This is a genomic window from Peribacillus sp. NPDC101481 (assembly GCF_044767165.1).
In the GTDB taxonomy this organism is placed as follows: Bacteria; Bacillota; Bacilli; order Bacillales; family DSM-1321; genus Peribacillus.
The window spans coordinates 652,707-678,779 of record NZ_JBIWNJ010000001.1 but is presented as its reverse complement, the minus strand read 5'-3'; the positions used below and the strand labels follow the sequence as shown (position 1 = coordinate 678,779).

25 protein-coding genes and 1 pseudogene are annotated in these 26,073 nt (G+C 37.9%); 17 read left to right on the top strand and 9 right to left on the bottom strand.

All coding sequences use genetic code 11. The annotated features are described in order from the left end of the window. The first annotated feature begins 48 nt into the window (after positions 1–48). From ACIROD_RS03200 to ACIROD_RS03190, 3 genes are all read left to right on the top strand, one after another. Complete coding sequence (locus ACIROD_RS03200; RefSeq protein WP_402937876.1) at positions 49–945, top strand: N-acetylglucosamine kinase; 897 nt, start codon at positions 49–51, stop codon at positions 943–945. Positions 946–970: 25 nt separating this feature from the next. Then, on the top strand, positions 971–1,837 hold the full coding sequence (locus ACIROD_RS03195; protein WP_402937873.1) for a MurR/RpiR family transcriptional regulator: 867 nt from the start codon (positions 971–973) through the stop codon (positions 1,835–1,837). 125 nt (positions 1,838–1,962) lie between these two features. Then, a complete protein-coding gene (locus tag ACIROD_RS03190; RefSeq protein ID WP_402937871.1) occupies positions 1,963–2,688 on the top strand; it encodes a GntR family transcriptional regulator in 726 nt (241 codons plus the stop codon). Between the two features lie 161 nt (positions 2,689–2,849). Here the strand turns inward: ACIROD_RS03190 and ACIROD_RS03185 are convergent, their stop codons facing one another. Beyond that, positions 2,850–4,052: an MFS transporter gene (locus ACIROD_RS03185; RefSeq protein ID WP_101222287.1), complete on the bottom strand. Its 1,203-nt coding sequence runs from the start codon at positions 4,050–4,052 to the stop codon at positions 2,850–2,852. Positions 4,053–4,077: 25 nt separating this feature from the next. Next, positions 4,078–4,668: a TetR/AcrR family transcriptional regulator gene (locus ACIROD_RS03180; RefSeq protein WP_402937868.1), complete on the bottom strand. Its 591-nt coding sequence runs from the start codon at positions 4,666–4,668 to the stop codon at positions 4,078–4,080. Positions 4,669–5,076: 408 nt separating this feature from the next. On the opposite strand from ACIROD_RS03180, the gene ACIROD_RS03175 reads away from it, so the two are divergent. Then, a complete protein-coding gene (locus ACIROD_RS03175; RefSeq protein WP_402940079.1) occupies positions 5,077–5,817 on the top strand; it encodes a VCBS repeat-containing protein in 741 nt (246 codons plus the stop codon). A 168-nt stretch (positions 5,818–5,985) separates the two neighbouring features. Here ACIROD_RS03175 and ACIROD_RS03170 read toward each other — a convergent pair whose 3' ends face one another. Continuing rightward, positions 5,986–6,606: an NAD(P)-dependent oxidoreductase gene (locus ACIROD_RS03170; RefSeq protein ID WP_057277894.1), complete on the bottom strand. Its 621-nt coding sequence runs from the start codon at positions 6,604–6,606 to the stop codon at positions 5,986–5,988. 479 nt (positions 6,607–7,085) lie between these two features. Here ACIROD_RS03170 and ACIROD_RS03165 point away from each other — a divergent pair, with 479 nt between their 5' ends. Both ACIROD_RS03165 and ACIROD_RS26200 read left to right on the top strand, forming a co-directional pair. After that, positions 7,086–7,712 carry a hypothetical protein gene (locus ACIROD_RS03165; protein WP_034311227.1) on the top strand — a complete coding sequence of 209 codons (627 nt, stop codon included), beginning with the start codon at positions 7,086–7,088 and terminating at the stop codon, positions 7,710–7,712. A 239-nt stretch (positions 7,713–7,951) separates the two neighbouring features. Further along, positions 7,952–8,478: pseudogene (locus tag ACIROD_RS26200) on the top strand (transposase); the annotation flags it as partial. A gap of 236 nt (positions 8,479–8,714) precedes the next feature. Here the strand turns inward: ACIROD_RS26200 and ACIROD_RS03160 are convergent. Beyond that, complete coding sequence (locus ACIROD_RS03160) at positions 8,715–8,879, bottom strand: hypothetical protein (protein WP_153246145.1); 165 nt, start codon at positions 8,877–8,879, stop codon at positions 8,715–8,717. A gap of 274 nt (positions 8,880–9,153) precedes the next feature. Between ACIROD_RS03160 and ACIROD_RS03155 the strand changes: the two genes are divergently transcribed. Continuing rightward, the gene (locus ACIROD_RS03155; RefSeq protein ID WP_402937864.1) at positions 9,154–10,143 is read left to right on the top strand and encodes an MBL fold metallo-hydrolase; all 990 of its coding nucleotides are present in this window, start codon (positions 9,154–9,156) and stop codon (positions 10,141–10,143) included. A 355-nt stretch (positions 10,144–10,498) separates the two neighbouring features. Here ACIROD_RS03155 and ACIROD_RS03150 read toward each other — a convergent pair whose 3' ends face one another. After that, positions 10,499–10,666: a hypothetical protein gene (locus ACIROD_RS03150; RefSeq protein WP_350299224.1), complete on the bottom strand. Its 168-nt coding sequence runs from the start codon at positions 10,664–10,666 to the stop codon at positions 10,499–10,501. A 366-nt stretch (positions 10,667–11,032) separates the two neighbouring features. After that, entirely contained in the window at positions 11,033–11,851 is an 819-nt protein-coding gene (locus ACIROD_RS03145) for a histidinol-phosphatase (protein ID WP_402937861.1), read from the bottom strand. A 260-nt stretch (positions 11,852–12,111) separates the two neighbouring features. On the opposite strand from ACIROD_RS03145, the gene ACIROD_RS03140 reads away from it, so the two are divergent. From ACIROD_RS03140 to ACIROD_RS03115, 6 genes are all read left to right on the top strand, one after another. Then, a complete protein-coding gene (locus ACIROD_RS03140) occupies positions 12,112–12,747 on the top strand; it encodes an FMN-dependent NADH-azoreductase (RefSeq protein ID WP_101222282.1) in 636 nt (211 codons plus the stop codon). Between the two features lie 533 nt (positions 12,748–13,280). Beyond that, complete coding sequence (locus tag ACIROD_RS03135; protein ID WP_230176874.1) at positions 13,281–13,907, top strand: fumarylacetoacetate hydrolase family protein; 627 nt, start codon at positions 13,281–13,283, stop codon at positions 13,905–13,907. 251 nt (positions 13,908–14,158) lie between these two features. Continuing rightward, positions 14,159–14,587: a MarR family winged helix-turn-helix transcriptional regulator gene (locus ACIROD_RS03130; RefSeq protein WP_101222280.1), complete on the top strand. Its 429-nt coding sequence runs from the start codon at positions 14,159–14,161 to the stop codon at positions 14,585–14,587. An 802-nt stretch (positions 14,588–15,389) separates the two neighbouring features. After that, on the top strand, positions 15,390–16,334 hold the full coding sequence (locus tag ACIROD_RS03125) for a sporulation protein (protein ID WP_402937856.1): 945 nt from the start codon (positions 15,390–15,392) through the stop codon (positions 16,332–16,334). Between the two features lie 81 nt (positions 16,335–16,415). Further along, positions 16,416–16,574, top strand: a complete 159-nt coding sequence (locus ACIROD_RS03120; RefSeq protein ID WP_260358924.1) for a hypothetical protein — start codon at positions 16,416–16,418, stop codon at positions 16,572–16,574. A 788-nt stretch (positions 16,575–17,362) separates the two neighbouring features. Then, positions 17,363–17,590: a hypothetical protein gene (locus tag ACIROD_RS03115; RefSeq protein WP_101222274.1), complete on the top strand. Its 228-nt coding sequence runs from the start codon at positions 17,363–17,365 to the stop codon at positions 17,588–17,590. A 138-nt stretch (positions 17,591–17,728) separates the two neighbouring features. On the opposite strand, the gene ACIROD_RS03110 is transcribed toward ACIROD_RS03115, so the two are convergent. The 3 genes from ACIROD_RS03110 to ACIROD_RS03100 all read right to left on the bottom strand — a co-directional run bounded on the left by ACIROD_RS03110 (position 17,729) and on the right by ACIROD_RS03100 (position 20,750). Further along, on the bottom strand, positions 17,729–18,436 hold the full coding sequence (locus ACIROD_RS03110; protein WP_402937852.1) for an SDR family oxidoreductase: 708 nt from the start codon (positions 18,434–18,436) through the stop codon (positions 17,729–17,731). Positions 18,437–18,578: 142 nt separating this feature from the next. Beyond that, positions 18,579–19,751, bottom strand: a complete 1,173-nt coding sequence (locus ACIROD_RS03105) for an MFS transporter (RefSeq protein ID WP_260358922.1) — start codon at positions 19,749–19,751, stop codon at positions 18,579–18,581. Positions 19,752–20,003: 252 nt separating this feature from the next. Further along, complete coding sequence (locus ACIROD_RS03100; protein WP_260358921.1) at positions 20,004–20,750, bottom strand: SDR family oxidoreductase; 747 nt, start codon at positions 20,748–20,750, stop codon at positions 20,004–20,006. Positions 20,751–20,934: 184 nt separating this feature from the next. On the opposite strand from ACIROD_RS03100, the gene ACIROD_RS03095 reads away from it, so the two are divergent. The 4 genes from ACIROD_RS03095 to ACIROD_RS03080 form a co-directional block, all read left to right on the top strand. Beyond that, the gene (locus ACIROD_RS03095) at positions 20,935–21,480 is read left to right on the top strand and encodes a TetR-like C-terminal domain-containing protein (RefSeq protein WP_101222270.1); all 546 of its coding nucleotides are present in this window, start codon (positions 20,935–20,937) and stop codon (positions 21,478–21,480) included. 174 nt (positions 21,481–21,654) lie between these two features. Further along, entirely contained in the window at positions 21,655–21,930 is a 276-nt protein-coding gene (locus ACIROD_RS03090; RefSeq protein ID WP_157831185.1) for a hypothetical protein, read from the top strand. Between the two features lie 621 nt (positions 21,931–22,551). Then, the gene (locus tag ACIROD_RS03085; RefSeq protein ID WP_402937846.1) at positions 22,552–23,640 is read left to right on the top strand and encodes a tetratricopeptide repeat-containing glycosyltransferase family 2 protein; all 1,089 of its coding nucleotides are present in this window, start codon (positions 22,552–22,554) and stop codon (positions 23,638–23,640) included. A 472-nt stretch (positions 23,641–24,112) separates the two neighbouring features. Further along, the coding region (locus ACIROD_RS03080; protein WP_402937843.1) for a hypothetical protein at positions 24,113–26,073 on the top strand (1,961 nt) is incomplete at its 3' end.

The following is a 26,073-nucleotide window of genomic DNA, read 5'->3' as shown; positions in this document are numbered from 1 at the left end:
GGGAAGGAAGGTGATATTCCTTCCTTTTTTACTGAATAGGAGAATAATATGAATTATATTATCGGAGTTGACGGCGGAGGCACTAAAACTGAAGCAGTGGCTTATGATTTAGATGGAAATAAAATTAGTGAAGGCATAGCGGGATTTGGAAACCTGCTTATTAATGAAAAAAAAGCCATCGCTAACATTATACAGGCAATTGAAGAATGCGTAATGCCCATTAACAATGGAAGCTGCCATTACATTTGCTTAGGATTAGCCGGGTATGGAGGAGTTGAAAATCCGCAGGGCATAAAAAGTGCATTAAGCATGGCATTTAAGGCCCCGTTCACCATTGTAAATGATGCAATTATCGCTCATGCTGCTTTGCTTAAAGGAAATGATGGCATTTTGACCATATCCGGAACTGGATCTGTAAGTATCGGCATCCATAAAGGAATCGAGAAATCGGCTGGTGGCTGGGGACACATCCTTGGGGATGAAGGAAGTGGCTATTGGATCGCCATGCAGGCTTTTATAAAAATGACGAAAGAAGAGGATGAGGGGTATATCTATAGCCAGCTATCACAGTCAATACTTCAAAAACTTGGCTACAACAGTGTTATGGAACTGAAGAAATTCATTTATTCTGCCACGAAATCCGAGATTGCCTCATTTGTTCCCCTGATTGTCCAACATGCGGTTAAGGGCGATGGTTTCTCGCAAAATATTCTGAATCAGGCTGGGTACCACCTTTCAAAACAAACACTTGAGGTTATCAAGAAGTTAAAGTTAAGTGGGAATGTTACAATTGCAATAAAAGGTAGCATCTTGACAAATATATCATTGGTGCAAAGCTCTTTCATCAATCATATTAAACTTGAAAATCCAAATGTGAATTTTGTTTTGGAAGACGTATCAGCTACCTTAGGTTGTTATTACATAGCAATGAAGCATTTAAAGTAAGTATAGATCAAGGAGAGTAAATCATATGCACGTCGAAAATATTATATTGAGAATTGAAAGCTTATTGAACCAGTTGCCTAAATCAGAACGGAAAATTGCACAATATATTTTAGAAAATCCAAACGACATTATAAGAATGACGATACATGAATTAGCAGATCATGCCAATGCCAGCAGTTCGGCCGTAACAAGGTTCTGTCATTCTATAAAAGTTAACAGCTTTTCAGAACTGAAGGTATCCCTATCATCCCTGATTTCCCAACCTGAGAAAAAAGGTTTCCATGACATTGAGCCTAACGAAACAATAGCGTCCATTAAAAATAAAATAGTTTCCAACTCTGTCCAAGCTATACAAGAAACTGCGCATTATTTGGATGAGTCCGTTCTTGACAATATCATTGAAACCATGAGGAGTGCAGATGTAATTTATGTCTATGGTTTAGGTGCATCATGGCTCGTTGCTGAAGATATTACACAGAAATGGTTACGGTTAGGAAAGATTGTAAGTGCCAATCAAGACCCGCATATTACGGCCACTGCACTTGCGGCATCATCAAAGAATACCGTTTTTTTCTGTATATCCAATAGTGGCGAAACTGAAGAAGTCCTTGAACTCGTTGATATTGCTAAAGCATATGGCATTAAAACAATTGGTTTATCGCGATTGGGGAACAATGGACTAACTAAAAAAGTTGATATGTCACTAAATCATGTACGTGCACCGGAGGCTAAATTCCGAAGTGCTGCAACAAGTTCGCTTTTTGCCCAATTTCTAACGGTCAGCATCATTTTCTATGCGTATGTTTCTAAATACTATAATGAAAATAAAAACGAAATTGAACGTTCAAGGGAATCGGTACTGAAATTCACAAAAAGGAATTTGGATACTTAGAAAGGCGAGTCATTACTTATCGTGTTCAAATGCATGGATAAGATTGATGAGCGTTATGTTTCCAATCAGTATGCCTTGTGAAATTTCATGAAATTTCATAACGATGAAAGGAAGATGTACGCTGAATGATCCAAAAGAATTCTCCCAGTCCCATTTATCATCAACTTGAAGAGGAGATTAAAGGAGCGATTCAAAATCTTGAATTGGTGCCAGGAGAGATGATTCCTTCAGAAAAAGAATACACTGAAAAATATGGAATAAGCAGGATGACTGTGAGACAGGCCATTTCTAACCTAGTGAATGGCGGTTATTTATATAGGCAGCGCGGAAAAGGAACATTCGTTGCCCAACAAAAATTGGAGCGGCCCTTGCAAGGATTAACAAGCTTTTCGAAGGATATGATTTCAAGAGGACTTGAACCAAGTACACGATTTATCAGTTTTACGGAGATCAATGCTGATCATGATCTTGCTGCAAAGCTTGATGTTGAAGCAGAAGCTCCTATTTTCGAGCTGGAACGTATTAGGCTTGCTGATCGGTTGCCGATGGCATATGAAAGGCTATTTATCTCTAAAAATCTTGCCCTGGATCTAACGGAAGAAATAGCCATAACTTCCATGCATGACTATGTAGAAAAAACGTTTGGTTTAAAAATTCAGCATGACCAGGTAATTGAAGCCGCGATTGCTCAAAAAAAAGAGGCGGAAATGCTCGAGGTAGTCAAAGGTGCCCCTGTATTGCTGATTGAACGAAGAAGTACCCTGGATACCAATCAACCACTTGGGCTTGTCAGATCTGTCTACCGGGCAGATCGATATAAATTCGAAATCGATTTGGAGCGGTTATCATGAGCAAAAAAAGTAGTAGTAAGAATCCCGTTCTCAAAAAGATTACTAAAAACCCCCCTTGCCCAAATATGGGCAAGGGGGGTTTTTAGTAGAATATCATCTTTCAAGTTTGGGAGTTTTCCAGCTCGAAAAGGAAAGGTACGAATAACCATCCGGGACTTTCATTATTTCGCTAAGCTTTCTGTCAATCGGTTTTCTTTCCAAATGACTGTAATGCCAAGGCCAATGACGATAATGACAGCAGCGAAAAGGTAAGGGTAGTGGATGTTTACGTCAAAAAGCAATCCTCCCATGGATGGCCCGGCGATATTCCCTAAGCTCGTATAGGTGGAGTTCATTCCAGCAACGAATCCTTGTTCTTTCCCGGCAGCTTTTGATAAAAATGTCGTCAAAGCCGGACGAAGCAGGTCAAATGCAAGGAATATGAAGCAAGTTACCACTAGTACTGCCGAAAAACTGGAAATCATAGTGGATGCTACCGCAAAAATTGCACCGACGATTAAACATAATTGAATAAGCTTCTTTTCGCCGAGAATATCTACCAGCTTTCCAAACATAAAGACTTGCACAACAACTCCGAAAATAGAGCTTATTGTAATGATAATGGCAATATCCTTCGGCGTGAAGCCGAATTTATGATCAGAAAATAGGCTAAAAACCGTTTCATAGGCTGATAAACCAAAAGCGAGTACAAATACAATGATGAACGCAATAAAGTAAAGCGGATTTAGTGATTTTTTTAAATCGCCCATAAAGTTTGTTTGCTTTGTATTAGCGGAAACTTTTGCAAGCTGTTCCTTTGTCATCGGCTCTTTTAAAATGAATATCGATGAAAGGCATGCTAAAAAAGCAATGGCCGCCGCAAGGAAGAAGGGCAAGCGTATACCATATTCTGCAACAAAGCCACCGATCCCGGGTCCTATTATAAAGCCCAAGCTAATTGCGGCTGAAATATAGCCCATTGCTTTTGGCCTTTCCTGAACGGATGTAATATCTGCAACATATGCCGTAACACCTGGCATGATGAAGGCAGCACTGATACCCCCAAGGATCCTTGATAAATAGAACACGGATACGTTTGTCCCTACACCGAAGATAAGTTCTGAAACACCAAAAAGGAATAAGCCGATGATGATGATTTTCTTTCTGCCGTAACGGTCAACCCAACGACCTGCGAAAGGTGACATAATAAGCTGTGAAACAGCAAATACGGCAACAAGATAGCCCATCGTACTTCCTGATAAATGCATGATATTCATAAATGACGGCATAACGGGGATGATGAGTCCAATTCCCAGAAAAGCAATGAATATATTGCTTAGAAGAATGATTAATACCGCCTTTTGTTCTTTAATTGGTTTATTCATGTTTTAACACCACTTTCTTTGTGAATCATTCTTGTGAAATACCTCTCCAAAAAACTTTCCAAGAGGCTGCTAATTTATCCTTCAGCCGTTTCTCATCATTGCCGTATACAAGCTCAAGCAAAATGGAATCCACAACTCCCAGAAAAGCATAGGTCGGTGTTATGGCTTCTTCATCGACGATTAATTTGGCCTTGATCCAATCATGGAATTTGCATTCAAGGATCTCCTGCACTTTTTCCTCGATATCCATCACTTCCTGCCCGATTTCCTGTTCAAGATGTGCTGGCGGAAAAAAGGACATACGCAGCCAAAACTTTATATGCTCATTTTCTTGGAAAAGATCGATGACCAATTGTAGGAATCCAAATAAATCTTTTTCAGGATTTTTTGAATCAACTTTACTGAAATATTGGAGTTTCGAAGATAGCTCCGTCTCTTTCGCATCACGTAAAACTTGCAGAAAAAGATCATCCTTGCCTTTAAAATGAGCGTAAATGGATTGCTTTTTCATGCCGACTTCTTCAGCTATTTGAGAAAGCGACGCTCCTTCATAACCATGAATCGTAAAATATTTTAGAGCGGCGTCCTTAATTTCATTACTTTTCAATAATATCACCTCATAATTTAACGAACGTTCGTCAGTTATAATAGCAAATTAAATAAATTTATGCAAGCGAATTTGTTTATTGTATTATGCCCAGAAATCATAATTAGGCGATATATTTTAGAAGGACAATATTGTTGTTTCCAGCAATAGATATGCACTCAAGGCTATTCACTAAATTCCCGCATATAATTCTATATGGATAATAAAGAGACAGGTGGGATGAAGGTGGATACGTATGACATTAAAAAGGTGATTCAATACTATTACACAAAAATACAAGAAACGAATCATCCTTATTATTGGTACTGTTTGGCTGAGACTCAAAGTAGGGCCGGGTTAACAAGTGAAGCAATGCAAACGATTGATAACGCGTTGTCGTTTCCAAACCCTTATCCTTCAAGGCAGGAACTGCAAGACATGCAACTGAACCTCCAAACTGTTCTTACAAGGGAAATGAACTCCAACAGAACAGTCATAGAGACATCAAAGCAAGGCGATATTGATGGGGACGGGATAAAGGACAATGTTTTTCTAACTGCAAACAAAACCCCTGATAGCCCCTTTTGGAGGGATATAACTTTGGTTATCCAAAATGGGAGGACTCATCAATATCAACAAGTTCCCATGAAAAATAACGCAGGATATAATCCGACCATTTTTCTTGGTGATTTTACAGGTAATAAGGGGGATGACATTTTAGTGGTCATTGATACAGGAGGAAGCGGTGGCTCCATTTATGCGTATGTTTTTGCATATCTTAACGGTCAACTCATGACCATTTTTAATTCAGATACTTTCAATGAAACCTATAAATACGATGTGAATTATGAAAACCAATACAAAGTAAAGGTGAACAGTACTTACCTAAAAGAAAGGTACATTCTTGACCTGACTTATAAGGATCAGGACTATTTAGCTGAAATATATAACAAGGATGGTGTACTGAAGGCGCCGATTGAAGGATGGGTCAATCCTTTATCTGGTTTATATCCGGTTGATTTCAATAGGGATGGCATATATGAGCTCGAAGCGTATCAGAGGATCGCAGGGAGGTACAATGCCGACTCACTGGGATTTGTACAGACCGTATTAAAATGGAACGGGAAAGCATTTGCTCCTGACCGGCAGAATGTGGCTATTTTTGGAAAGGAAATATAGCACAAAGGAATAGATGGTCATGAACAAGGTACAGGCAAAATCTTCGCCCAAAAGAAACCGGAAAATATTCCTGGCAATAGTTCACCTGACTGTGTTCATTGACGAAGAAAATTGAACCGGCTTTCAATACGATTTAACTTCGAAGGGGTTTAATGCATATTGGAATTTTTAGTATGCGATGCCTACACGTGCTTTTAAAAAATCGTTACTTTTTATTTGGCTAAATGCAAATTCTGCTGTATCCGGAACGGATATTTCAACCCCATCCTCCGGCAAAAAGTCGCCTTCTATACGATATATACCAACTCTTTTTCCATCCGGCAAATACGTAGGACAGACAATTGTCCATTGAAGTGTTGATTGTTTAAGCAAATCGAAAACTTCATGATGTTCTTTCGCTGCACGGGTAGACTTCTGCTTTGATTCACTTGTCTGATAACGCAAAGAATTTGGGATTGTTCTACTTTGGAGGATACCTGCCGTTCCAATGGTAATAATTCGTTGTATACCTTCGTTTTCCATAGCTTCGATAATCAGGGGCATACTTGCTGATAAAGTCGTTGTCCCATCAGTATTAAGTGCACTAATAACTACATCAATTCCATGCATGGCGCGTACGATATCATCTTTATTTAAAACATTACCTTGAATGATGGTTAAATTGGCATTATTTATAGCAATCTTCTCTGGAGTGCGAACTAAAACCGTAACATGATGATTGTCTTGCAGACCATAAATAACTAATTGACCCCCAACTCGTCCAGTTGCACCCAAAATTAAAATATTCATGGAAACGACCTCCTTTTTATCTAATATAATTATTCCACTAACATTGTATCGTCATTTTCAACTAATGGGGAGTTTTGTGCATAAAATCATTATAATCCAGTGTTTGCTGGCGGTACCCCATGCCCAAGAGCATTTTCCCACAATCTTTTTGTGGGTATATTTTTTCTTCAACATTGAATTCATCCAAAAGCTTATTGTGGATAGCTTAATAAAAGATTACCTATTTCCTGCTTCAGATAAGATAAATTAAATAAATTTTTTATAAAATTATTCATATTTAGACAAAATTACTAATTTTTGTTTTATAAAGCCTTTCTAATATGAAATCCTGTTATGTCCAAGCTCACTTATTCCTTTTCCATATACTAATAAAAAAAGGAGGTGAGAAAGTGAGTAAAAGTAAGAATAGCTCTTCACGCAAGGATGAAGAGAAAGTGAGTAAAAGTAAGAATAGCTCTTCACGCAAGGATGAAGAGAAAGTGAGTAATAATGAGCATAGCTCTTTACGTAAAGATAAAGCGAAAATAGAATCGGCACACCAAGAGTGTATTGATCGTGCTTATCGTATTCCTATATTTTTAAGTACGACGACTCATTTAAATGACAACCAACAACGGTTTCTAAACCGTCTAATTTTAGAGATTGAGAATGCTTTGCTTTTTCCGCGTACATTACCATTAAGCGAAAGTTATCCTGAATCCATTTTAACTGATATTCGTCGGTTAGTTTCATCAAGCTATGGAATGTTGGCAGTAAACCTTCGTCGTTTTAAAATTCAAACAGTTGATGTCAATGCAGGACCCCTTCCACCTTCCACTCCATTCTGGACAGGATCAGTTTATTCACAAGTAGAACCTTCAATGGCTTTTCAATTTGGTCTACCCTTATTATTAGTAAGGGAAGAAGATACTGACGCAAATAATGGAATTTGGGCAGGAGGAATTGCCCCACTCAACCTATTTATAGTTTGGCATTCTGAAACTCAAACTGTAGATCAATTCTTTAACACTCCTGAATGGAGATCAGCCTTTGCAAATTGGAGTGCACAAGTAAGAAATGCTTTTTATATACAGACAGAGCCTCAGTTCAAGTACAGATGTGAATGAAACCCTGGTACTTTAGCAATAAGTCGAAAATATACAATGTTTAGTTCACCTTTATATATTTTCGACTTATTCACACAAAAACAAATATTTCCTTTTTGTTATCACGACGAACAAAAAGATTTACTTCATAAAAACAGACTTTATAGAAGAGAGACGGCCGGGTCTGGTAACATCCGAAGGCATTGCGTATATTTTCGTTAAAATGTTGGCGGGACCCCATCGCCATCAAGCTAAGGTGAATTTGTATCATCATAAAAAAACGAGAGTTTCAAAACTACTTATCTCCATCTTCTCTACAACAATTAGCTAAAGAAGTTGGTTTAGTTCAACGTACAACTAAATATCAAGCACAAGAATTAATTGCTTTATGTGTATGGTTTAGTCAACAGTCGCGAGTAACACCACTCAGACAATTGTGTAGCCGCCTCGAAGCATCTACAGGTGTCCTCATGAGCCCTGAGGGGTGGGGAGTTCCTCCACGTTTAGTAGGAAAAGCGAGGGAAAATGATAAAACCACCTTCGGTTCCACGGGTCTACTAACCATTCAACCGAAAGGCTTATACATAAGGGATTTAGGGTATTTCGACTTACACGCTTACAGAAAATGAATGATGAAGGTGCTTACTAAATCTCACGTTTGAAGTTGAATTCTCGTATATATCGTAAGAATGATGAACCAGAGTTTTTTTTGGAATGGGACTGTGAAGAAAGGTACTCTCTTTATTCAGTTAGAACGGAAGAGCTTATGAATCAATTTCAACATGGATGGTTTTTTTGTCATGCGGTATTTTTAGCGTTACCATAGCAAATTAAAGAGAACGTCCTTGTATATTATCTCTTGCGCGCGTACCTTGATGGCGATGTGGCGGTATCCCAAGAAGAAAAACGTTCGTTGATAAGGAAACAAAACGGGCCGCTCAATAGCTTCATGAGGGGCCCATTTAACGTGAAAAAAATATAAAAACGTCTTAAAACAAGTCAATAGCGACCACAATTTTGCCCCTAATATCCCTGTCCTTCTTTCGATTTTAGAAAAGCATCAACGGATTCATCCAATAATTTTTCCCGATTAGGATCTTCATTGACATCTGTATCCACTTCCATCACGTCGTTTAATCGACTAACCTGACTTTTTGGCTGAGCTGGATTATTTTTTTCTTTTGGCATATAAACTCCTTCTTGAACAGTTATTTTTTATTTAGTATGAACGATTCATCCAATATTCACTAAGATTATTTCCGCTTCTTTCCCAAATTGAGTCCGGTTGTCTTAATGGAAGGTTGAAACAACATACACGATATTCTTTCGGTTATTATTGACTGAATATTATAAATATTGTAATATTTATTTTGTGTATTTGTTTTTTGAAACGAGGTTTTATATTCAAAACAACTGGGTTTTCCTTGTGTACAGTCAAATAATCTGACAGGAGGTTTTTGTTATGAAGAAAAGAATAAGGTATACTTCTTTTGGTTTTTGGTTGGTGGTATCAATAATTCTATCATTATCATTATTACTTCCTTCTTTTGGCCAAACTGCTGTAAAGCAAACCGACTTTAAAGTAACCCTATTAGGAACAGGTTCTCCACTTTTAAGTACATCCCGCTCCGGTCCAGCAACTCTTGTTGAAGTTGGTAATGAAAAACTCCTCTTTGATGCTGGACGTGGAACTGCTTTACAATTATATAAAGCGAATATGTTACCAGGCAGTGTAGATAAGTTATTTCTAACTCATTTGCATTCGGATCATACTATCGGCATACCGGACGTATGGCTTACAGGTTCTTTACCAACAGGAGGGAAAAGGGAGCAAGCATTTAACATTTGGGGACCTAAGGGAACCGAGAAAATGATGTTACATATGCATAAAGCATTTAAAGCCGATTTGGATGCAAGGGATGACTCTGGAAATGGAAACATTGAAGGAGCAAGTATTATGGTAAATGATATCAAGGAGGGCATTGTCTATAACAAAAAGGGGATTGAAGTAATAGCCTTCAAGGTAGACCATAAATCAATTGAGCCTGCTTTTGGTTATCGGGTTAATTACAAAGGGCATTCAGTAGTTATCTCAGGTGACACCCGCTATAATGAAAATCTTATTACATTTGCTAAAGGTGCTGACGTAGTTATTCATGAGGTTGCAGCGGCAAAACCTGATAATGAATCAGAATCAATCGCCAATATACTTGATCTTCACACTACACCGGAGGAAGCAGGTAAAGTCTTTAGACAAATACAACCAAAACTTGCTGTGTACTCACATATAGTATTATTGGGTGGATTAACAGAAGAAAAAGCTAATTTGCTCGAAAGAACTAAAAAAACATACGGAGGAACTGTTTTAGTAGGTGAGGATTTGTTGTCCATTGAAATAGGGGACAAGGTACAAGTACAGCAGCGGAGCAATGAGGCGAACTCGGGGAACTAAACAGACAGGGCTGCAGCTATTTCATGAAAAAGAGCGCTTACTTCAAAGGGAGGTTGCTGATGCAACCTTTTTTCTTATGTTCCTTAAGGGGCAGACAGTTTAAAAAGTGCCGATAGTTGAATCAATTAATAAAATTGGAGAAGTGTTAATTCCAGAAGAACCTGGTGAGATAGACTAACCTGAAGAGCCAAAGGAATATCATTAACGAAAAGGGCGCTTGAATTTAATAAAAGGAAAGCACATATTAGACGTGACTAATATGTGCTCTTCTTTTTAGGATTTTATAATGTTTTAGGTCTTGAAATCTAATGCTTTAAACCATGTTCTGAAGGTATATTGAATAAGGAAGTATAAATTAAAGATACCCATTTAATACTGTGCCAAAAAGATCGAATTCAGGATCTTTTGACGGAGTTATTGGAGGGGCTTCGGATCGCCCTATTGAAGAGTTGAAAACAGGCTTACCTTCATCTGACTCTACAGAGTTTTCGTCATTCTTTTTATACAATGGGTTATCGATCATACCCAAATCAACTCCTTTTAATAAGATTAACGAATGGTAAGTTATTAATTCCCTAAAGATATTGATTTTATGCTAAAAAATATTGCGATGACTGGGATTCGTTGAAATGAACGGGTAAAACTTGTAACCAATCGTTTATTACAGGATGCATAATGATTATTTTATGTTCAAAAAAAAGATTGGTACCGATTCTTTAAGTGTAATGAAATTCCAAGCAGGATCATTATCGAAATCTGTACATTATTTTTTTGTGCATCGCCCTTCTTAGTAGCAAAAGGGTTGAAAAACATCATTCCTTCCCTCCGATACACATTTTTACAGGACTCTCAAGCGATTGGACAAGTTCATTCCTTTTGACAAAGAAGATCAAAGTGGAGTGAGAATCCTTTGCTTGTTAACAAAGTAAGCCCACTCAGAAAAGCCGATTTCCTTTAGTCTTTTTTTTACTAGTTCAAATTCATCACAAATACGTTCAGGTGTATGCGAATCTGATCCAAATGTTACCTTCACATTATAGAAAAGAGCTCGTTCTAAAATGTCATCTGCTGGATACCATCCACCACAATCTTTTGTTTTACCAGAGGTATTGATCTCAATGGCGATATCTTCTTGACTAATGATTTTTAACGTTCTTTCAATACTGTCTGTCTCAATGGAAGAAAAGGATGGGTAAAACCCTTTCATTGCATCAATATGGCCTAAGATTTGAAACACTCCGCTTTTTGCAGACTTCTGTATTAATTCATAGTATTCATCCTTTATTCTTGACTGTTCTTTAGAGGTCAAACCATTCCAACGCCCTCTTTTAAAAATGCTAATATCTTGAACATAATGTACAGATCCAATTATGTAGTCAAAAGGGTGTAAAAGATATTGATCACGGTAGACTTCAATGTGATCAGGGAAGAAATCACTTTCCATTCCTAATAACACGTGAATTTTGCCTGCATATTTCTCTTTTAAGCGAAGTACTTCTTCAATATAAGGAACAAGTTCACTTTTTGCCATTGCAATAGTTGGGTAGAGATGGTCTTCCTCACTATAAAAATATGGAGAATGATCAGAAATCCCAATATAATGCAAACCATATTCAATGGCTTGCTTTACATAATCCTCAATTGTACCGATAGCATGTCCACAGCGTTGATGGTGAGTGTGCAGATCAAATTTTATTGAATTCGTCATTCCTTAGGCCTCCTAAAATGAACCAGGTTGTTTTGTTTTATCATATCCAAAAATCACACTCTTTCCCACGAATTGAATTTCAATTGCCTAGGAAATATGAAAAAAGTTTGGTAATACCCCTTCAAAAAAATTTCTTTTTAACAATTTAACCTTATACCTATCAATTAAAGATATTTTAGTTCGAGTAATTGTATAAGTGTTGAATTTCCTAGGCAAAATAAAATGTTCAAATATGTAAAAGGAAAGGAAGGATATATACAATGACAAAAGTATTGTACATCACGGCTCATCCTCATGATGACAAGCAATCTTACAGTATGGCCGTTGGAAAAGCATTTCTTGACACTTATAAAGAAGTAAATCCTAGCCATGAAGTTGTGAATATTGACCTTTATAAAGAAAATATTCCTGAAATTGATGTGGATGTTTTCAGTGGTTGGGGGAAACTTCAATCTGGAAAGGGTTTTGAAGAACTCTCGTCGGAAGAGAAAGCAAAAGTTAGTCGACTTTCAGAGTTATGTGAGCAATTTATAGCGGCGGATAAATATATATTTGTAACGCCTTTATGGAATTTCTCGTTTCCGCCAGTAATGAAGGCATATATTGATTCCGTTGCAGTTGCAGGGAAATCATTTAAATACACCGAACAAGGCCCTGTTGGTCTTTTAACTGATAAGAAAGCCTTGCATATTCAAGCTCGTGGTGGAATTTACTCAGAAGGACCAGCAGCTGAACTGGAAATGGGTCACCGATATCTAAATATCATTATGCAATTCTTCGGAGTGCCTTCCTTTGAAGGTTTATTCGTTGAAGGACATGCAGCAATGCCAGATAAAGCACAAGAAATAAAAGAAAATGCAATAGCACGATCAAAAGATTTAGCTTCTACTTTTTAAAAAAAAAGAGTCAACAACTTGTTGGCTCTTTTTTTCATAATGAAATGGTGATATATGGATTTACCCTCACTACACCAATCATGCGTATTTCTCTATTAAAGGAATATGCTTTTTTATTTAGTCTAATAGTGGTTATAGGGGGGAACTTGTAATAGAAATAGCCGAAAGTGAGGGAAGAAGCTAAAAAGGCCTATAAGGGTACCTTGATTAGCTAAATTGACTAGTTTAGAAAAAATTTAAAGTTATCAAGTTAGGCGTTCAAATTGCCGGAGAATCCCATGCATATCAACATAAGATTTTTTCTCAATGATATTGCCATATGTAACTGGTAAAAGTACCACAAGTGAAAAGTTAACGTATTTTCCCGTAGCAGGGATACTTTATTATAAGTATAACGGTTGTATAAAAAATCAGAAAAATATAAAATGTATTTAAATTAGAGTTTTTTTTATTTACAAATTGTAATTTGGGAGACTAATAAAACTTCTATTTTTAGAATCATTAAATTTATTAAGAAAAGAGTGAGTTTAATAATGAAAGACATTAAAAATATCTATTGTGTAGGCCGAAACTATGCCTTGCATGCAAAAGAGTTGAATAATGAAATCCCAACTTCCCCTTTTTTATTTTCAAAACCGACTCATTCGCTTGTGGAAGCTAATGGACAGTCCATCACGTTGCCGAGTAATCAGGGTTCCGTTCATTTTGAAACTGAACTTGTTATACATATCGCAAAACAGTACGAATCAGGAATGAAAGTAGATGAAATAGTAGATGCCATGGCCATTGGGTTGGATTTAACACTTAGAGATGTTCAATCACAGTTAAAACAAAAACAGCATCCTTGGCTTTTGGCTAAAGGATTCAAAAATTCAGCAGTTGTTAGTGATTTTATTCCGTTTCCAGGTGTCGAAGCATGTGAACAATCAGATTTTTCCCTTTTAAAAAATGGAGAGCGTGTACAAGTCGGAAATATTAAGGACTTACTTTTTGATTTGCAAACCATTATAGAATTTACAGCAGAGCATTTTGGGCTTGGAAAAGGAGATATAATTTTTACCGGTACTCCAAGTGGCGTCGGTCCTCTTTCAGATCAAGACAAGCTTTCACTTAACTGGGGTGGAAATGAAATAGGATCCTGTTCAGTTATAATTCGTTAATGAATAAAGGCAGTCATTTTGACTGTTTTTTTTTATGGAATAACTCAATCTTAGACAAAAAGAAGAAACTCGTCTAAAATGAGAAGAACCATATAACATACATGGAAACGGCCAATATGGCACCACTTTTTCAAATAAGTTTGACCATTAAATTCTGGCTTTGGAGTATGTTAGAACTATTTATATGTCTTATGAAAATCAATTAAAGTTCCATATTTTAATTATATAGGATAGAACAGGGTGGAATGTGCATGAAGAACAACCAAGAAAAGAAGTATTTAGATAATTGGCTTTCTCTTACTAGTATTCAAATGAGCATTACGAATGAACTTGAAAGTGCTTTGCAAAAAAATCATAACCTGTCGTTAAAAGAGTTTTACGTTCTTTACTTTTTATCCAAAACAAGCGATAAACAATTGAGGCTACAACAATTACAGGAGATGGTTGGATTAAGCCAAAGTGCTATATCAAGGCTGGTGGGCAGGCTAGAAGCAAAAAGCTGCGGAGCATTACAAAGGCATATATGTGAAGATGATCGAAGAGGCATCTATACACGTTTAACCACATTAGGAGAAGAAAAACTACAAATTTCCTTAAATACTGTTCATGAAATTCTTCACTCTGCTCTATCAAAAGGAAACCTTCAAGATGAATTACAATCCTTAATCCAGAAATTGTAATATGGTTCTTGTAATTTTAAGTGATAAGTGAAGTCGGTTATTTCTATATATCTTGGATAGGAATATCCCTTTAGCCCAGTAAGGTAATAATGAACGGATCTGTTGAGAAAGAGAGCAGGGATAATGCGGAATTAAATGTAAGCGCATGCATTTAAGGGTTTTTTTGACCACCGAGGATAAATTAAAGGCCATGGCTATAAAGTAATGGAGAAATCGGGAATATGACCATTTCAAAATAGCTTATCAAAGATGATGTTCTTGTTATTAGAGTACTTTCAAAATTGTTAGCCCCTGGCATTTTTTTGAGCGAAAATTAAACTCTCTCTCTATATGCTTCGTCCTACAGTTGCTGGTTTTCACCCTAAATAAACAATAATAATATTATTCGCATCACCATTCCACCACATTCAATCGATAAAAGGTTTATCAAAGTTTAATTCGATAAGAACCAAATTTCACTTGTGTTTGTACATTATTAGCCATTCATCACCAATGCATTATACATCCGTCTTTCAATGGGTGACCCTAACTTGCTGTATTCAGTCAAAGGAACATCATTTGTTTTTTCGCCTATTACATGAAAAATAAAAGCCAATAGTCCATCAACAATATCATTAAAAACATATTCATCTGAAGTCACCTACTGCGGTAAATTATTTGAAACTATTTTCATTTTTCGACGTAATACTATCAGGGATAAATTAAGAAATCTCATGAATTACAAATAGATTTCTTGTCCTATCTTATTACGCCCATTTTACATATGAATTCTAATAGAGGGTTGACGAAGGGAAGAGGAAGCATGTTCAAGAAAATATTAGCAAGCTTAGGAAAAGGAGCAGCAACTGTAGATTTACAATATGATAATCGTAATTATCAAGCTGGAGATAGCATTCAAGGGGAGGTAGTCATTCAAGGTGGTGAAGTGGAACAGAAAATCAATCAATTGACTGTACGGTTGATGATGAACGTGGTATTAAAACAAGGAAGCGTTTCTAAGGAAGTTGCCCATATACCATTAGTTAATCGAGATTGCATTCACCCCAAAGAACGTAAGGTCATTCCGTTTCATTACGTCCTACCTATGAATATACCTATTTCAAGGGGAACTGTCTCATACTATCTGGATACACATCTTGATATTGACGGCGGAGTTGATCGTAAAGATGTAGACCGGCTGGTCATCCAATCCCAAAAATCTATCACATCCATTTTTAATGCAATGGCTCAATTAGGTTTTCGCGAGACAGCAAACTCGGGTAAACTCGACCAATATGGACAGGAATTTGCTTTTTTTCCCACTCAACAATTCATGGGACAGGTAAATGAAGTTGAAATGCGGTTTGCCAATGAAGAATCAGGTATCCGGGTCTGGATGGAAGTTGACTGTAAAAGCGGCTACAAGGAAATTGAAGCAAAACGTGAGTTTTATTTAAGTAAGAATATTCTCGAGCATGAAGCCGATCTTCATAAACTACTTGGAAAATATATATCGGAAGCTATTGATCAGCCTTATGCTTTTACACAGCCGTTCTCTTATTCCACCAACCATCATCATGGTCGCGCTTCTCAATTAGGAAACGCTATACCTGGAATGGTTGGTGGATTAGCAGTAGGTGTTTTAGGGTCGATGTTACTTACTGAGATGATGGATGGTTTTGATGTTGGGGAAATGTTTGAAGAAGCAATAGAAGATCTTGATGGAGGATTTGATTCATTTTTTGATAGTGGGGATGGGGAAGCCTAAGTAAGCCATTAAATAGTCCTATGTTAACCAATATAATTAAAGACTCTTTTTGTTGCCGACTTTATTGGGGAAACCAATGTTATGGAAGTGGATTTATTAGAAATCCTTAATAATGAAAATCTATCAAAAGAGTTTTCGCAAGTTAAGAATTCAGATAAAAAGCTTGTAATAAGACCTGAACACTTAAACATTAGTCAAAGTCGCTTTCAGCCTAATCAAATTACGTTTGAGGCTAAATAAAAAAAAGTCCATTTTTTAGGTTCAAAAAGAGTGGTAGAGTGTGTATCAGGCTATCAGGAAATTGCTTGCTTGGGTACTAGAAAAGGCTTGGTGAAAATACTTTAATATGTTGGTACGCTCTGTTAAAGGAAACTTTACAGAGCTTTTTTTATTGAAGAAACTGGACGGCGGCGCAAACTCTTCACCAAAATTTAGCATTCATTTCATGCCTTCTCGGAACAGTTCAGTAAAAACGAAGTCATATCTAGCCGATTGTGATAAAAGGATTAGGTGAAGGCAATCATGAAGCTAATCATTTTATGTGGATAATAAGAGTCAAGAAAAGAAAAACATGTAGGTAACTGAGTTTGTAGACAAATGTATGATTGGAATGGAAGGTGCGAGACTCCTGAGGGAAAAGCGCGTCGTGGGGAGAAGACCCCACAGGCGCAAAAGCGCAAAGGAGGCTCCCGGACCGCCCGCGGAAAGCGAGTGCCTGGAGTTCCAATCGACGTACGAGGTTCTACAGTTTGATGTAGGTAACCTTTTTCATCCTAAATTAAAGGTTTTTTTGTTATACAACCTTTTGGGTAGAAGTGAAGAAAAGAAAATAAGAAAGCCTAACTATACCTACATAACTCCTTTAGAGATAACCACAAAGTTATGTTGATATCGACTTTTTGATTGCTGTTTGGTTTAATGCTTTCATCACCTGAAAATAGCCCTTCGATTTTTGGCGTGAATAAAATGAATAAACAATCATATAAAGCCAATTCTATATACAAGAATGATAAAAAGGAGATTACATCGTGAAGCCATATGAAATAAAAAATATGATTATTGATGATGAGTTTGATGGTGAAGAATCGGTTACAGCTGATTTTACTCACAAATATAAAGATTATAGCATTACTTTTAAAAAAGAAGATCTTGAAGTAATTAATACATGGGTTTTTGAGGGTAATTCATCTCTTCCAGCAAATTTATCAAGTACTATCATTGAATCATTAAGGGAAGAAATTAAAAAAAGAATCTAGTCAATTGGACTAGATCTTTTTTTGGTCATTTTCTTAATCGAGGAAAAATTTTGCCTTGTTAATATTGATGATAAAAGATAAGGTATTTATTGTATCGAACCACACTTGAACACAGAATAATGTGTTTAAACTGTAATGTTACCAATCGATTCGTTTTCCATCTCTAAAAAACCCACCATTAGGTCCTTCAGGTCCAATAGTTGCTAACCACAGGATAGACTCAGCTGCTTGCTTGGGTGTTCTTGGAGCAGATGATCCACCCATATCTGTACTTACCCATCCCGGATCGACCGCATTTATTTTGATATCACCTTTGATTTCTGCAGCTACCAATCGTGTCAATCCATTAAGGGCAAATTTAGATATTTTATAAGCTCCTACTCCTGGATATGACATTTCGCTCATCGCCCCGTATTCTGAGGAAACATTAATGATTCTCCCATAGCCTTGCTTTTCCATGAGGGGAATAAAGGAACGGATCACATGGTAAACTCCAAAGAAATTGGTTGCCATTGTTTTCTCCAGAATGGAAGTGTCCATAGTCACTAAATTTTCACTCTCATCAAAATACACGCCAGCATTATTAATCAATACGTCCAATCTTCCATATTGATCATTTACAGTAATCGCAGCTTGATGGATGCTTTCTTGATTGTTTACATCCATTACCAGAAACGACACGTCAAGATTTGAATCCTTAAGTCTTTGCGTACTTTCATGCCCTTTTTCTGGATCCCGACTTGCCAAAATGACCTTAAAACTATTCAAAGCCAATTGTTTGACCAGCTCATATCCAATTCCTCGATTCCCACCAGTGACAAGTGCAACTTTTATATCCTTTGACATAATATATCCTCCTTTTTTTCGGCTACTAATCTTGGGCCAGAGTAGAATTTTCCACACCCTAGAAATTCAATAAAAGAAAGTAGGGCAGGGAAAATAAAGCAATAATGAACAGGGAACTTTTATAGAATGTTGAATTTATTCCTTATCTAGATAGTTGTTGTGTAGGAGTAAACATGTAGTTTCTAAGAAAAATAGTTACCAAACTTAGTATCAATGATAGGATTCCTACTAATACGACGTATTGTGTACCCAGTTCTGATATAAATAACCCGCCTGCAGCTGCACCAATTGTTGTTCCTACGTTACAGGATGATATAAATAAGCCATTGGCGAAATCAGGCGCTTCGGGAGCTGAAGACGCAATCAAATATTGATTAATATTTGCCATTATTCCTCCGGCTAATATTCCCCAAATTAAAGTTGTAATTTCCATAGGTACGGTAAATTGTCCTGTGAAGAATAAAATGATGTAAACAGCACCCAATAACAAAGGAAAAGATACCACAGACTTAATGGCACTATGAGTAAGTGAATTTCCTGCGACAATGTTTCCGATAATACTGGCTCCACCGAAGACGAATAACGTTAAACTTATGGTATTCGGGGACATATTCGTAACTGTTTTCAGATATTCAGCAAAATAACTATAAACCCCAAATATAGCTGAGTTTAATAAAATGACAGTCATGATGGAAAGCCATAAAATAGGTTTTTTTAATACGGAAAGTTGTGTACCATAAGAAATTCTTTCCTCAACAGGTATAGATGGAACAAAAATCAATGTAGCAATGAATACAATAGCATTAACAATAGCAAAGAATGCCATCGCCATTTCATACGAAACGGCACTATCAATAAAATTTGCGATCGGTACGCCGGCTACCATACCCGCAGATACACCGATAAATACTTTAGAAACAGCTTTTGGAGCTTCTTCTTTACTTACTGAGGAAGCAGCTACTGTAAATGCCAAAGAACAATAAATTGGATGGAAGAAGGCTGGAATTATACGAGCAATTAATAGAATGGTAAAATTAGATGTAAATATGGATACAATGTTTCCTATAACGAAAACTCCTAATACAAGTAACATGACCTTCTTACGATTTATCCCGGAAAACAATAACGGCATCGTTGGTCCAGATACAGCAATAGTAAGAGCAAAAAGACTCACAAGCAATCCTGCTTTTGATATGCTGACATTGAAGTGGTCAGCAATGGAGGGCATTAACCCAATAACCCCCATTTCGGTATTTAAGATGCCGAAAACTCCTATGGTCAATATGAAAATCAGCAAGTTATTTCGTTTAGTCATAAAATGGATCTCCTACTTTCAGTACAGTGTCATTTTGTAATTGCGTAAAGGGGGAGATTTTTAAGGGTATTAGATAACTTTCAATTTAGCTGTTTTCTCCATTAATATCCAGAGATATCAGTTTTTTTTAAATCCTCTTTGTTCCTGTCTCTGAATAAATTTCAAAGTATAATGTGCCAGGCTGTCGAGGTCTACTCGACAGCCTGAGCTTTAGAAAATGAATAGCGCTAGTTTTATCTCATCTTGTAATTATTACCAAGGTTGACTTGTTGGCCCAATTGTAAACTCATTAATGTTCGTATCTTTTGGCTGATCAACAGCGAATGCCACAATATTGGCAACTCGATCAGGTGCAATACCATATTGTTCGTACAACGCAGTCATACCTTCTGAAATATTCTTATCAGTAATCGTATCCAACAATTCCGTGTTAATCGCTGCTGGATAAATAGTTGCTGTGCGGATGTTAGTACCTTCTTGGGCAGATTCCATACGCAAAACTTCCATTAAATCACGAACAGCCCACTTTGTTGCGCCATAAACCGCACCGCCTGGGTAAGCTTTAAGCCCAGCTACTGATGAAGTAGTGATGATATGTCCAGACTTTTGCGATGTAAATGTTGGCAATACTGCGGCGATACCATTCAATACACCTTTAATATTAACGTCAACCATACTGTTCCATTCGTCAGTTTTTAATTCGGAAAGTGGTGAATTAGGCATTATTCCAGCGTTCAAGAAGATTACATCGACACCACCAAAAGTGTCTTTAGCTTGTTGAACAAGCTGATGACTATCATCTGGATTAACAACATCTGTGACGCGATAAGCAGCTTGTCCACCAGCTTTTTGAATTTCCTCAGTCAATGCTTTTAATTTGTCTTCGCGACGAGCGCCCAAAACAACTTTAGCACCTTTACTGGCCAATAATTTTGCAGTTGCTTCACCAATTCCAGATGAGGCCCCAGTGATTATAATTACTTTGTTTTCAATTGTCATTTCGTATCATCCCTTCACGTGAAATAAAACTACAATTGATGTTTTCTCGACATCTGTCTATAATTTAAAATATAAATATATACAAAACAAGGCATATAAATCGTTAATTTAATCAGTTTTGATGTTTAAACAACAAATCAATAAAAATTGTTGACTATCTCAGTGAAAGTATGGTGTCAATAACATGGCAAAAGTGGATAGAAGAATTGTTAGAACTCAAGATGCAATAAAAAAAGCATTTCTTGAATTGATGTCAGAAAAAAATTTCGATAGCATTACCATTCAGGATATTTCTGACAGGGCAAATATTAACCGTGCAACGGTTTATCTTCATTACTTGGATAAATTTGATCTGTTGGATAAGATCATAGAAGAACATATAAATAACATGGTTAACCTTTGTGAGACGGAAGCTGAAATGGATTGGATTGAATCGACTGTACACTGCATGGAATATCTTGAAAGTAATTATTTATTTTTTTCGACGATGTTGGTGAGTGAAGGAGCTCCGTACTTTCGCAGCCGGTTTGTTCAGCATAATATCGAAGAGTTCAAAAAAGACGTCGATATAACAAAAGGAAAAAATTTTGGTCAAAGCGAAGATGTAGTTGTTGAATTTGTTGCAAATGCTTACGTAGGTGTAGTGGAATGGTGGCTAAAAAATGGCATGCCTTATCCACCAGAGGAAATGGCAGAAAAAGTGGGGGATTTATTAGAGAGGATTTTATAGATTGTATCGCATGATAAATCTACTTTAGCTGAAGGTCGGAGCTGTCTTTAAGGCAGCTCTTTTCTTTTGGAACTATTGGGGCAGATTAGTTGCATAAAGGGATGGAAAATCGACCCAAATATAACTTGTTTTATGTTAAAGTTTAAGAAACATAACTTTTCAAAGGAGCTCATTGTGCAAAAGACATTTATTATTGTTTCTTATTTGTTATTCCTTTTTCCTCTAATGTTCATTGTGAATTTTCTGTTTGATATTGTTACACTCGAAAAGATACAAGGATTGCCTATATTTTTTCCTTTAGTATTTTGTGCTATTGGTCTTTTCTTCGCTTTAAAAGCACATAAAATACAAAAGGATGTTTTGACGCTTGGTGCTATCATTTTAAATTCGGTCTTATTAATGTTTCCTTTTGTATATATGATTTTAGGAACATTTTTATTTGGTGTTTAAGTTTATATAATACCGAAGAATTTTCTTCAATTAACAGATGTTCGGACGAGTTAAGGTTTGAGTGTTTAGTAGGGAGAGGGCTTCTTATAGGAATATCAAGCAGACTGTATTCTATGAAAGAAACAGTTTCTTGTTTTCTCATGATATCTTTACTTTTTGTTTAAGTATTGAGATTAAAACAGGTGACTTTAAGAAGAAAAAACATATCCCCTATCAAATATTTGTATTGATTTGTATATTTTTTTATTAACCATTAATTAAATTTATACTGTATTGTTCAATTCATTTTTGAACAATACAGTATAAATTTGTGAAGTATTATACTTAATTTAATGGATGCTTTAGCGCCATAAGAGGGCTGCCAATTGGCGGCCTTTTGAATGTACGATCATTAACATAATCATACATTTGGTGTTTACTAATATAAACAAAATTATAAACAAATTAGAGTCCTTCAGCAAAGGAATTGCAACAAAAGATGCGTTTGCAAAAAAAAATCTTAAATTTCCTGCAATTGACGATTTTCCTTGGTCATGTCTTGAATTTAATTAGGTCATACTTACGCTATCTCCAGACACTATAGCAGGCAGAAACTAATATGCTGTTATTGGAGGTGGTTTAATGGGCGGGATTTCAATTAGTTTATGCATGATTGTAAAAGATGAAGAAGATTCACTTTCTAACTGTCTTGCTTCTGTAAGGGAACTAGTCGATGAAATTATCATCATTGATACAGGATCAAAAGATAACACGAAACAAATTGCCTCAGCCTTCACTGATCATGTTTATGATTTTGAATGGATCGATGACTTTTCGGCTGCGAGAAACTTCGCTTTTTCTAAAGCGACAAAAGAATATATATTTTGGCTTGATGCGGATGATATTTTAACTGAAGAGAATCAGGAGAAATTTTCAACCCTGAAAAAAGAGCTTCCTCCTCACTTCGATTCTGTCATGATGTTTTATCATCTTTCTTTTGATGGGAATGGAAACCCCAGCTTCAGTTCCAGGCGGAACCGGCTCGTAAAACGGGAAAAGAACTTTCAATGGATAGGATTCGTTCATGAGTATCTTGAAGTAACCGGACTCACATTTCAATCGGATATTGCCATACATCATAAAAAGGAAAAAAGCTTTAATGATCGTAATTTGAGAATTTACAAGAAGGTCCTTCAATCAGGAATTGATTTTTCACCGCGCGACAAATATTACTATGCGAATGAATGCAATGACCATGGTTTATATGATGATGCCATCAAGTGGTATCGTAAATTTCTTGAAGAGGGTAAAGGATGGAGTGAGGATAACATTCAAGCATGCGGCAAGTTGGCGGACTGCCATATTCAATTTAAAGATTGGGTTTCAGCAGTCCAGAGCTGTTTAAAGTCTTTCGAGTACGATACACCAAGAGGGGAAATCTGCTGTCGGCTCGGATACATCCATTTGGAGCAACATGATTATGAACGCTCCATATTCTGGTACAATCTAGCAACACAAATAGAAATACCTGAAACAAAAAGCCCTTTTATCGAGCGGAATTGTTACACATGGCTGCCGCACATTCAGCTTTGCGTATGTTTTGACCGCATCGGCAAGCTAGAGGAATCAAAAAGGCATAATGAGTTAGCTGCTGATTACTTTCCAGATCACCCTTCCATCGACTATAACCGCAGATACTTTAAGAGTATCGAAAAAAAGGAAAAAAGCTGATCCCTTGAACGCCAAGGGATTAGCCTTTTTTTGCTTCTCGAAAAGTTAATTTGGATCTTTTAATCGTAAAAATGGGGATGATTCCACTAGCCATGCAGAAAACTGGAAAAAGAAGAAATACGAATGCTAATGGTTTTTTTACTCGTTCGAGAATTTATGAATACTGAAACTACATAATGTTGGGTTTCAGTTTTTTTTACAGCAATCCAAGAAAAAAATACCCTTATTTAAGGGCAGAATAGCTCTATAAAAATATTGATTATCTTTAGACTAAATAAAAAATACAGATTGATATTTTCCTTATTTTTGTATAACACAGGGTATTTTACAAGGACAAAGGGTTTGTGCCGTTTCACTGTTGTTGCAAATTTCATAAAGTATTATAAGGTTCTAAAGCCAAATTAAAACACCTAGTATTTGGAGAAAATTAAATTCATTTGTATTTTTATAAAAAAAGTAGGTGGAACAAAGTATGCCAGAATTTTTTGATGAAATAACATCTCAAAATGCTTCCTATGCTAACTCCATTAATATTCCCACTTCGTCTGCTTATCAATTTTTTGGACAAGTTGGCCTTAATGTTAGCGAAGCAAATCCAACTTCAATGATTCGTGTTCAATTTGATGGGATCATCACCTTAAGAGTAAATCCACAAGCCAGTGTTCCTGTGAATTCTATTGAAATTAAAATTGTTAGAGGGACCAATCCTAATGCTAATACAATTTTTACCGGTATTAAGACTATTGTACTTAATGGCTCTGAGGCCGGACCGCATGAGTACTCATTTTCAGCTGCAGATTACAATGTCCCCAAAGGTTCAGGATCTTTAGTATATACAGCTTTTGTTCGTAACATTACTGGTTCAGTTGATACAGATGTAACGCGTGTTGGGCCAGAGAGCTTTAATGCGATAGCTGGTGGAATTACAGGGACAACAGGAGCTACGGGTGCCACAGGGCCAACAGGGGCAACAGGGGCAACAGGAATCACAGGCGCAACGGGAGCCACAGGGGCCACGGGAGATCCAGGAGCGACAGGAGCGACGGGTGCTATAGGAGTCGCAGGGGCCACGGGAGCAACAGGAATTACAGGAGCCACGGGAGTGACGGGTGCCACAGGAATCACAGGAGCCACGGGAGATCCAGGGGCGACAGGAGCAACGGGAACTACAGGAGCCACGGGAGATCCAGGGGCGACAGGAACCACAGGAATTACAGGGGCCACGGGAGATCCAGGAGTGACGGGTGCTACAGGAATTACAGGGGCCACGGGAGATCCAGGAGTGACGGGTGCTACAGGAATTACAGGAGCAACAGGAATCACAGGGGCCACGGGAGATCCAGGGGCGACAGGAGCAACGGGAACTACAGGAGCCACGGGAGATCCAGGGGCGACAGGAGCCACAGGAATTACAGGGGCTACGGGAGCAACAGGAATTACAGGAGCCACCGGAGATCCAGGAACCACAGGAGCTACTGGCGCAACAGGAGTAACGGGTGCCACAGGAGCCACGGGAGCCACAGGGGAAACAGGAGCCACAGGAATTACAGGGGCTACGGGAGCAACAGGAATTACAGGAGCCACCGGAGATCCAGGAGCCACAGGAGCTACCGGCGCAACAGGAGTAACGGGTGCCACCGGAGATCCAGGAGCCACAGGAGTAACAGGAGCCACGGGAGTCGCAGGAGCCACGGGAGCCACAGGAATTACAGGGGCTACGGGAGCAACAGGAATTACAGGAGCCACAGGAATTACAGGAGCCACAGGAGCCACAGGAGCCACAGGAGCCACAGGAGCCACAGGAATAACAGGAGCCACAGGAAATACAGGAGCGACGGGAGCCACAGGAATTACAGGAGAAGCGGGAGATCCTGGGGCAACAGGAGCGACGGGAGCCACAGGAATTACAGGTGCCACCGGAGCAACAGGAATTACGGGAGCCACAGGAGATCCAGGAGCAACAGGGGCAACAGGAATCACAGGAGCAACAGGGGCAACAGGAGCAACAGGAGCCACGGGAGATCCAGGAGCTACGGGAGCCACAGGAATTACAGGAGCGACGGGAGCCACAGGAGCCACAGGAATTACAGGTGCCACGGGAGTCGCAGGGTCAACAGGAGTCGCAGGAGCCACAGGAATTACAGGAGCGACGGGAGCAACAGGAATTACCGGAGCAACGGGAGATCCTGGGGCAACAGGAATTACAGGTGCAACCGGAGCCACAGGAATTACGGGAGCCACAGGAGATCCAGGAGCAACAGGGGCAACAGGAATCACAGGAGCAACAGGGGCCACAGGAGCCACAGGAGCCACGGGAGATCCAGGAGCTACGGGAGCAACAGGAATTACAGGAGCGACGGGAGCCACAGGAGCCACAGGAATTACAGGTGCCACGGGAGTCGCAGGGTCAACAGGAGTCGCAGGAGCCACAGG

Excerpts from the sequence above, each read along its gene's own strand:
- ACIROD_RS03135 (WP_230176874.1), top strand. The coding sequence starts at position 13,281 with ATGAAAGACATTAAAAATATCTATTGTGTAGGCCGAAACTATGCCTTG.
- ACIROD_RS03100 (WP_260358921.1), bottom strand. The coding sequence starts at position 20,750 with ATGACAATTGAAAACAAAGTAATTATAATCACTGGGGCCTCATCTGGA.
- ACIROD_RS03105 (WP_260358922.1), bottom strand. The coding sequence starts at position 19,751 with ATGACTAAACGAAATAACTTGCTGATTTTCATATTGACCATAGGAGTT.
- ACIROD_RS03170 (WP_057277894.1), bottom strand. The coding sequence starts at position 6,606 with ATGAATATTTTAATTTTGGGTGCAACTGGACGAGTTGGGGGTCAATTA.
- ACIROD_RS03145 (WP_402937861.1), bottom strand. The coding sequence starts at position 11,851 with ATGACGAATTCAATAAAATTTGATCTGCACACTCACCATCAACGCTGT.
- ACIROD_RS03155 (WP_402937864.1), top strand. The coding sequence starts at position 9,154 with ATGAAGAAAAGAATAAGGTATACTTCTTTTGGTTTTTGGTTGGTGGTA.
- ACIROD_RS03110 (WP_402937852.1), bottom strand. The coding sequence starts at position 18,436 with ATGTCAAAGGATATAAAAGTTGCACTTGTCACTGGTGGGAATCGAGGA.
- ACIROD_RS03120 (WP_260358924.1), top strand. The coding sequence starts at position 16,416 with ATGGAAGTGGATTTATTAGAAATCCTTAATAATGAAAATCTATCAAAA.
- ACIROD_RS03140 (WP_101222282.1), top strand. The coding sequence starts at position 12,112 with ATGACAAAAGTATTGTACATCACGGCTCATCCTCATGATGACAAGCAA.
- ACIROD_RS03200 (WP_402937876.1), top strand. The coding sequence starts at position 49 with ATGAATTATATTATCGGAGTTGACGGCGGAGGCACTAAAACTGAAGCA.
- ACIROD_RS03160 (WP_153246145.1), bottom strand. The coding sequence starts at position 8,879 with ATGCCAAAAGAAAAAAATAATCCAGCTCAGCCAAAAAGTCAGGTTAGT.
- ACIROD_RS03095 (WP_101222270.1), top strand. The coding sequence starts at position 20,935 with ATGGCAAAAGTGGATAGAAGAATTGTTAGAACTCAAGATGCAATAAAA.
- ACIROD_RS03195 (WP_402937873.1), top strand. The coding sequence starts at position 971 with ATGCACGTCGAAAATATTATATTGAGAATTGAAAGCTTATTGAACCAG.
- ACIROD_RS03130 (WP_101222280.1), top strand. The coding sequence starts at position 14,159 with ATGAAGAACAACCAAGAAAAGAAGTATTTAGATAATTGGCTTTCTCTT.
- ACIROD_RS03125 (WP_402937856.1), top strand. The coding sequence starts at position 15,390 with ATGTTCAAGAAAATATTAGCAAGCTTAGGAAAAGGAGCAGCAACTGTA.
- ACIROD_RS03085 (WP_402937846.1), top strand. The coding sequence starts at position 22,552 with ATGGGCGGGATTTCAATTAGTTTATGCATGATTGTAAAAGATGAAGAA.
- ACIROD_RS03175 (WP_402940079.1), top strand. The coding sequence starts at position 5,077 with ATGCAACTGAACCTCCAAACTGTTCTTACAAGGGAAATGAACTCCAAC.
- ACIROD_RS03150 (WP_350299224.1), bottom strand. The coding sequence starts at position 10,666 with ATGATCGATAACCCATTGTATAAAAAGAATGACGAAAACTCTGTAGAG.
- ACIROD_RS03185 (WP_101222287.1), bottom strand. The coding sequence starts at position 4,052 with ATGAATAAACCAATTAAAGAACAAAAGGCGGTATTAATCATTCTTCTA.
- ACIROD_RS03190 (WP_402937871.1), top strand. The coding sequence starts at position 1,963 with ATGATCCAAAAGAATTCTCCCAGTCCCATTTATCATCAACTTGAAGAG.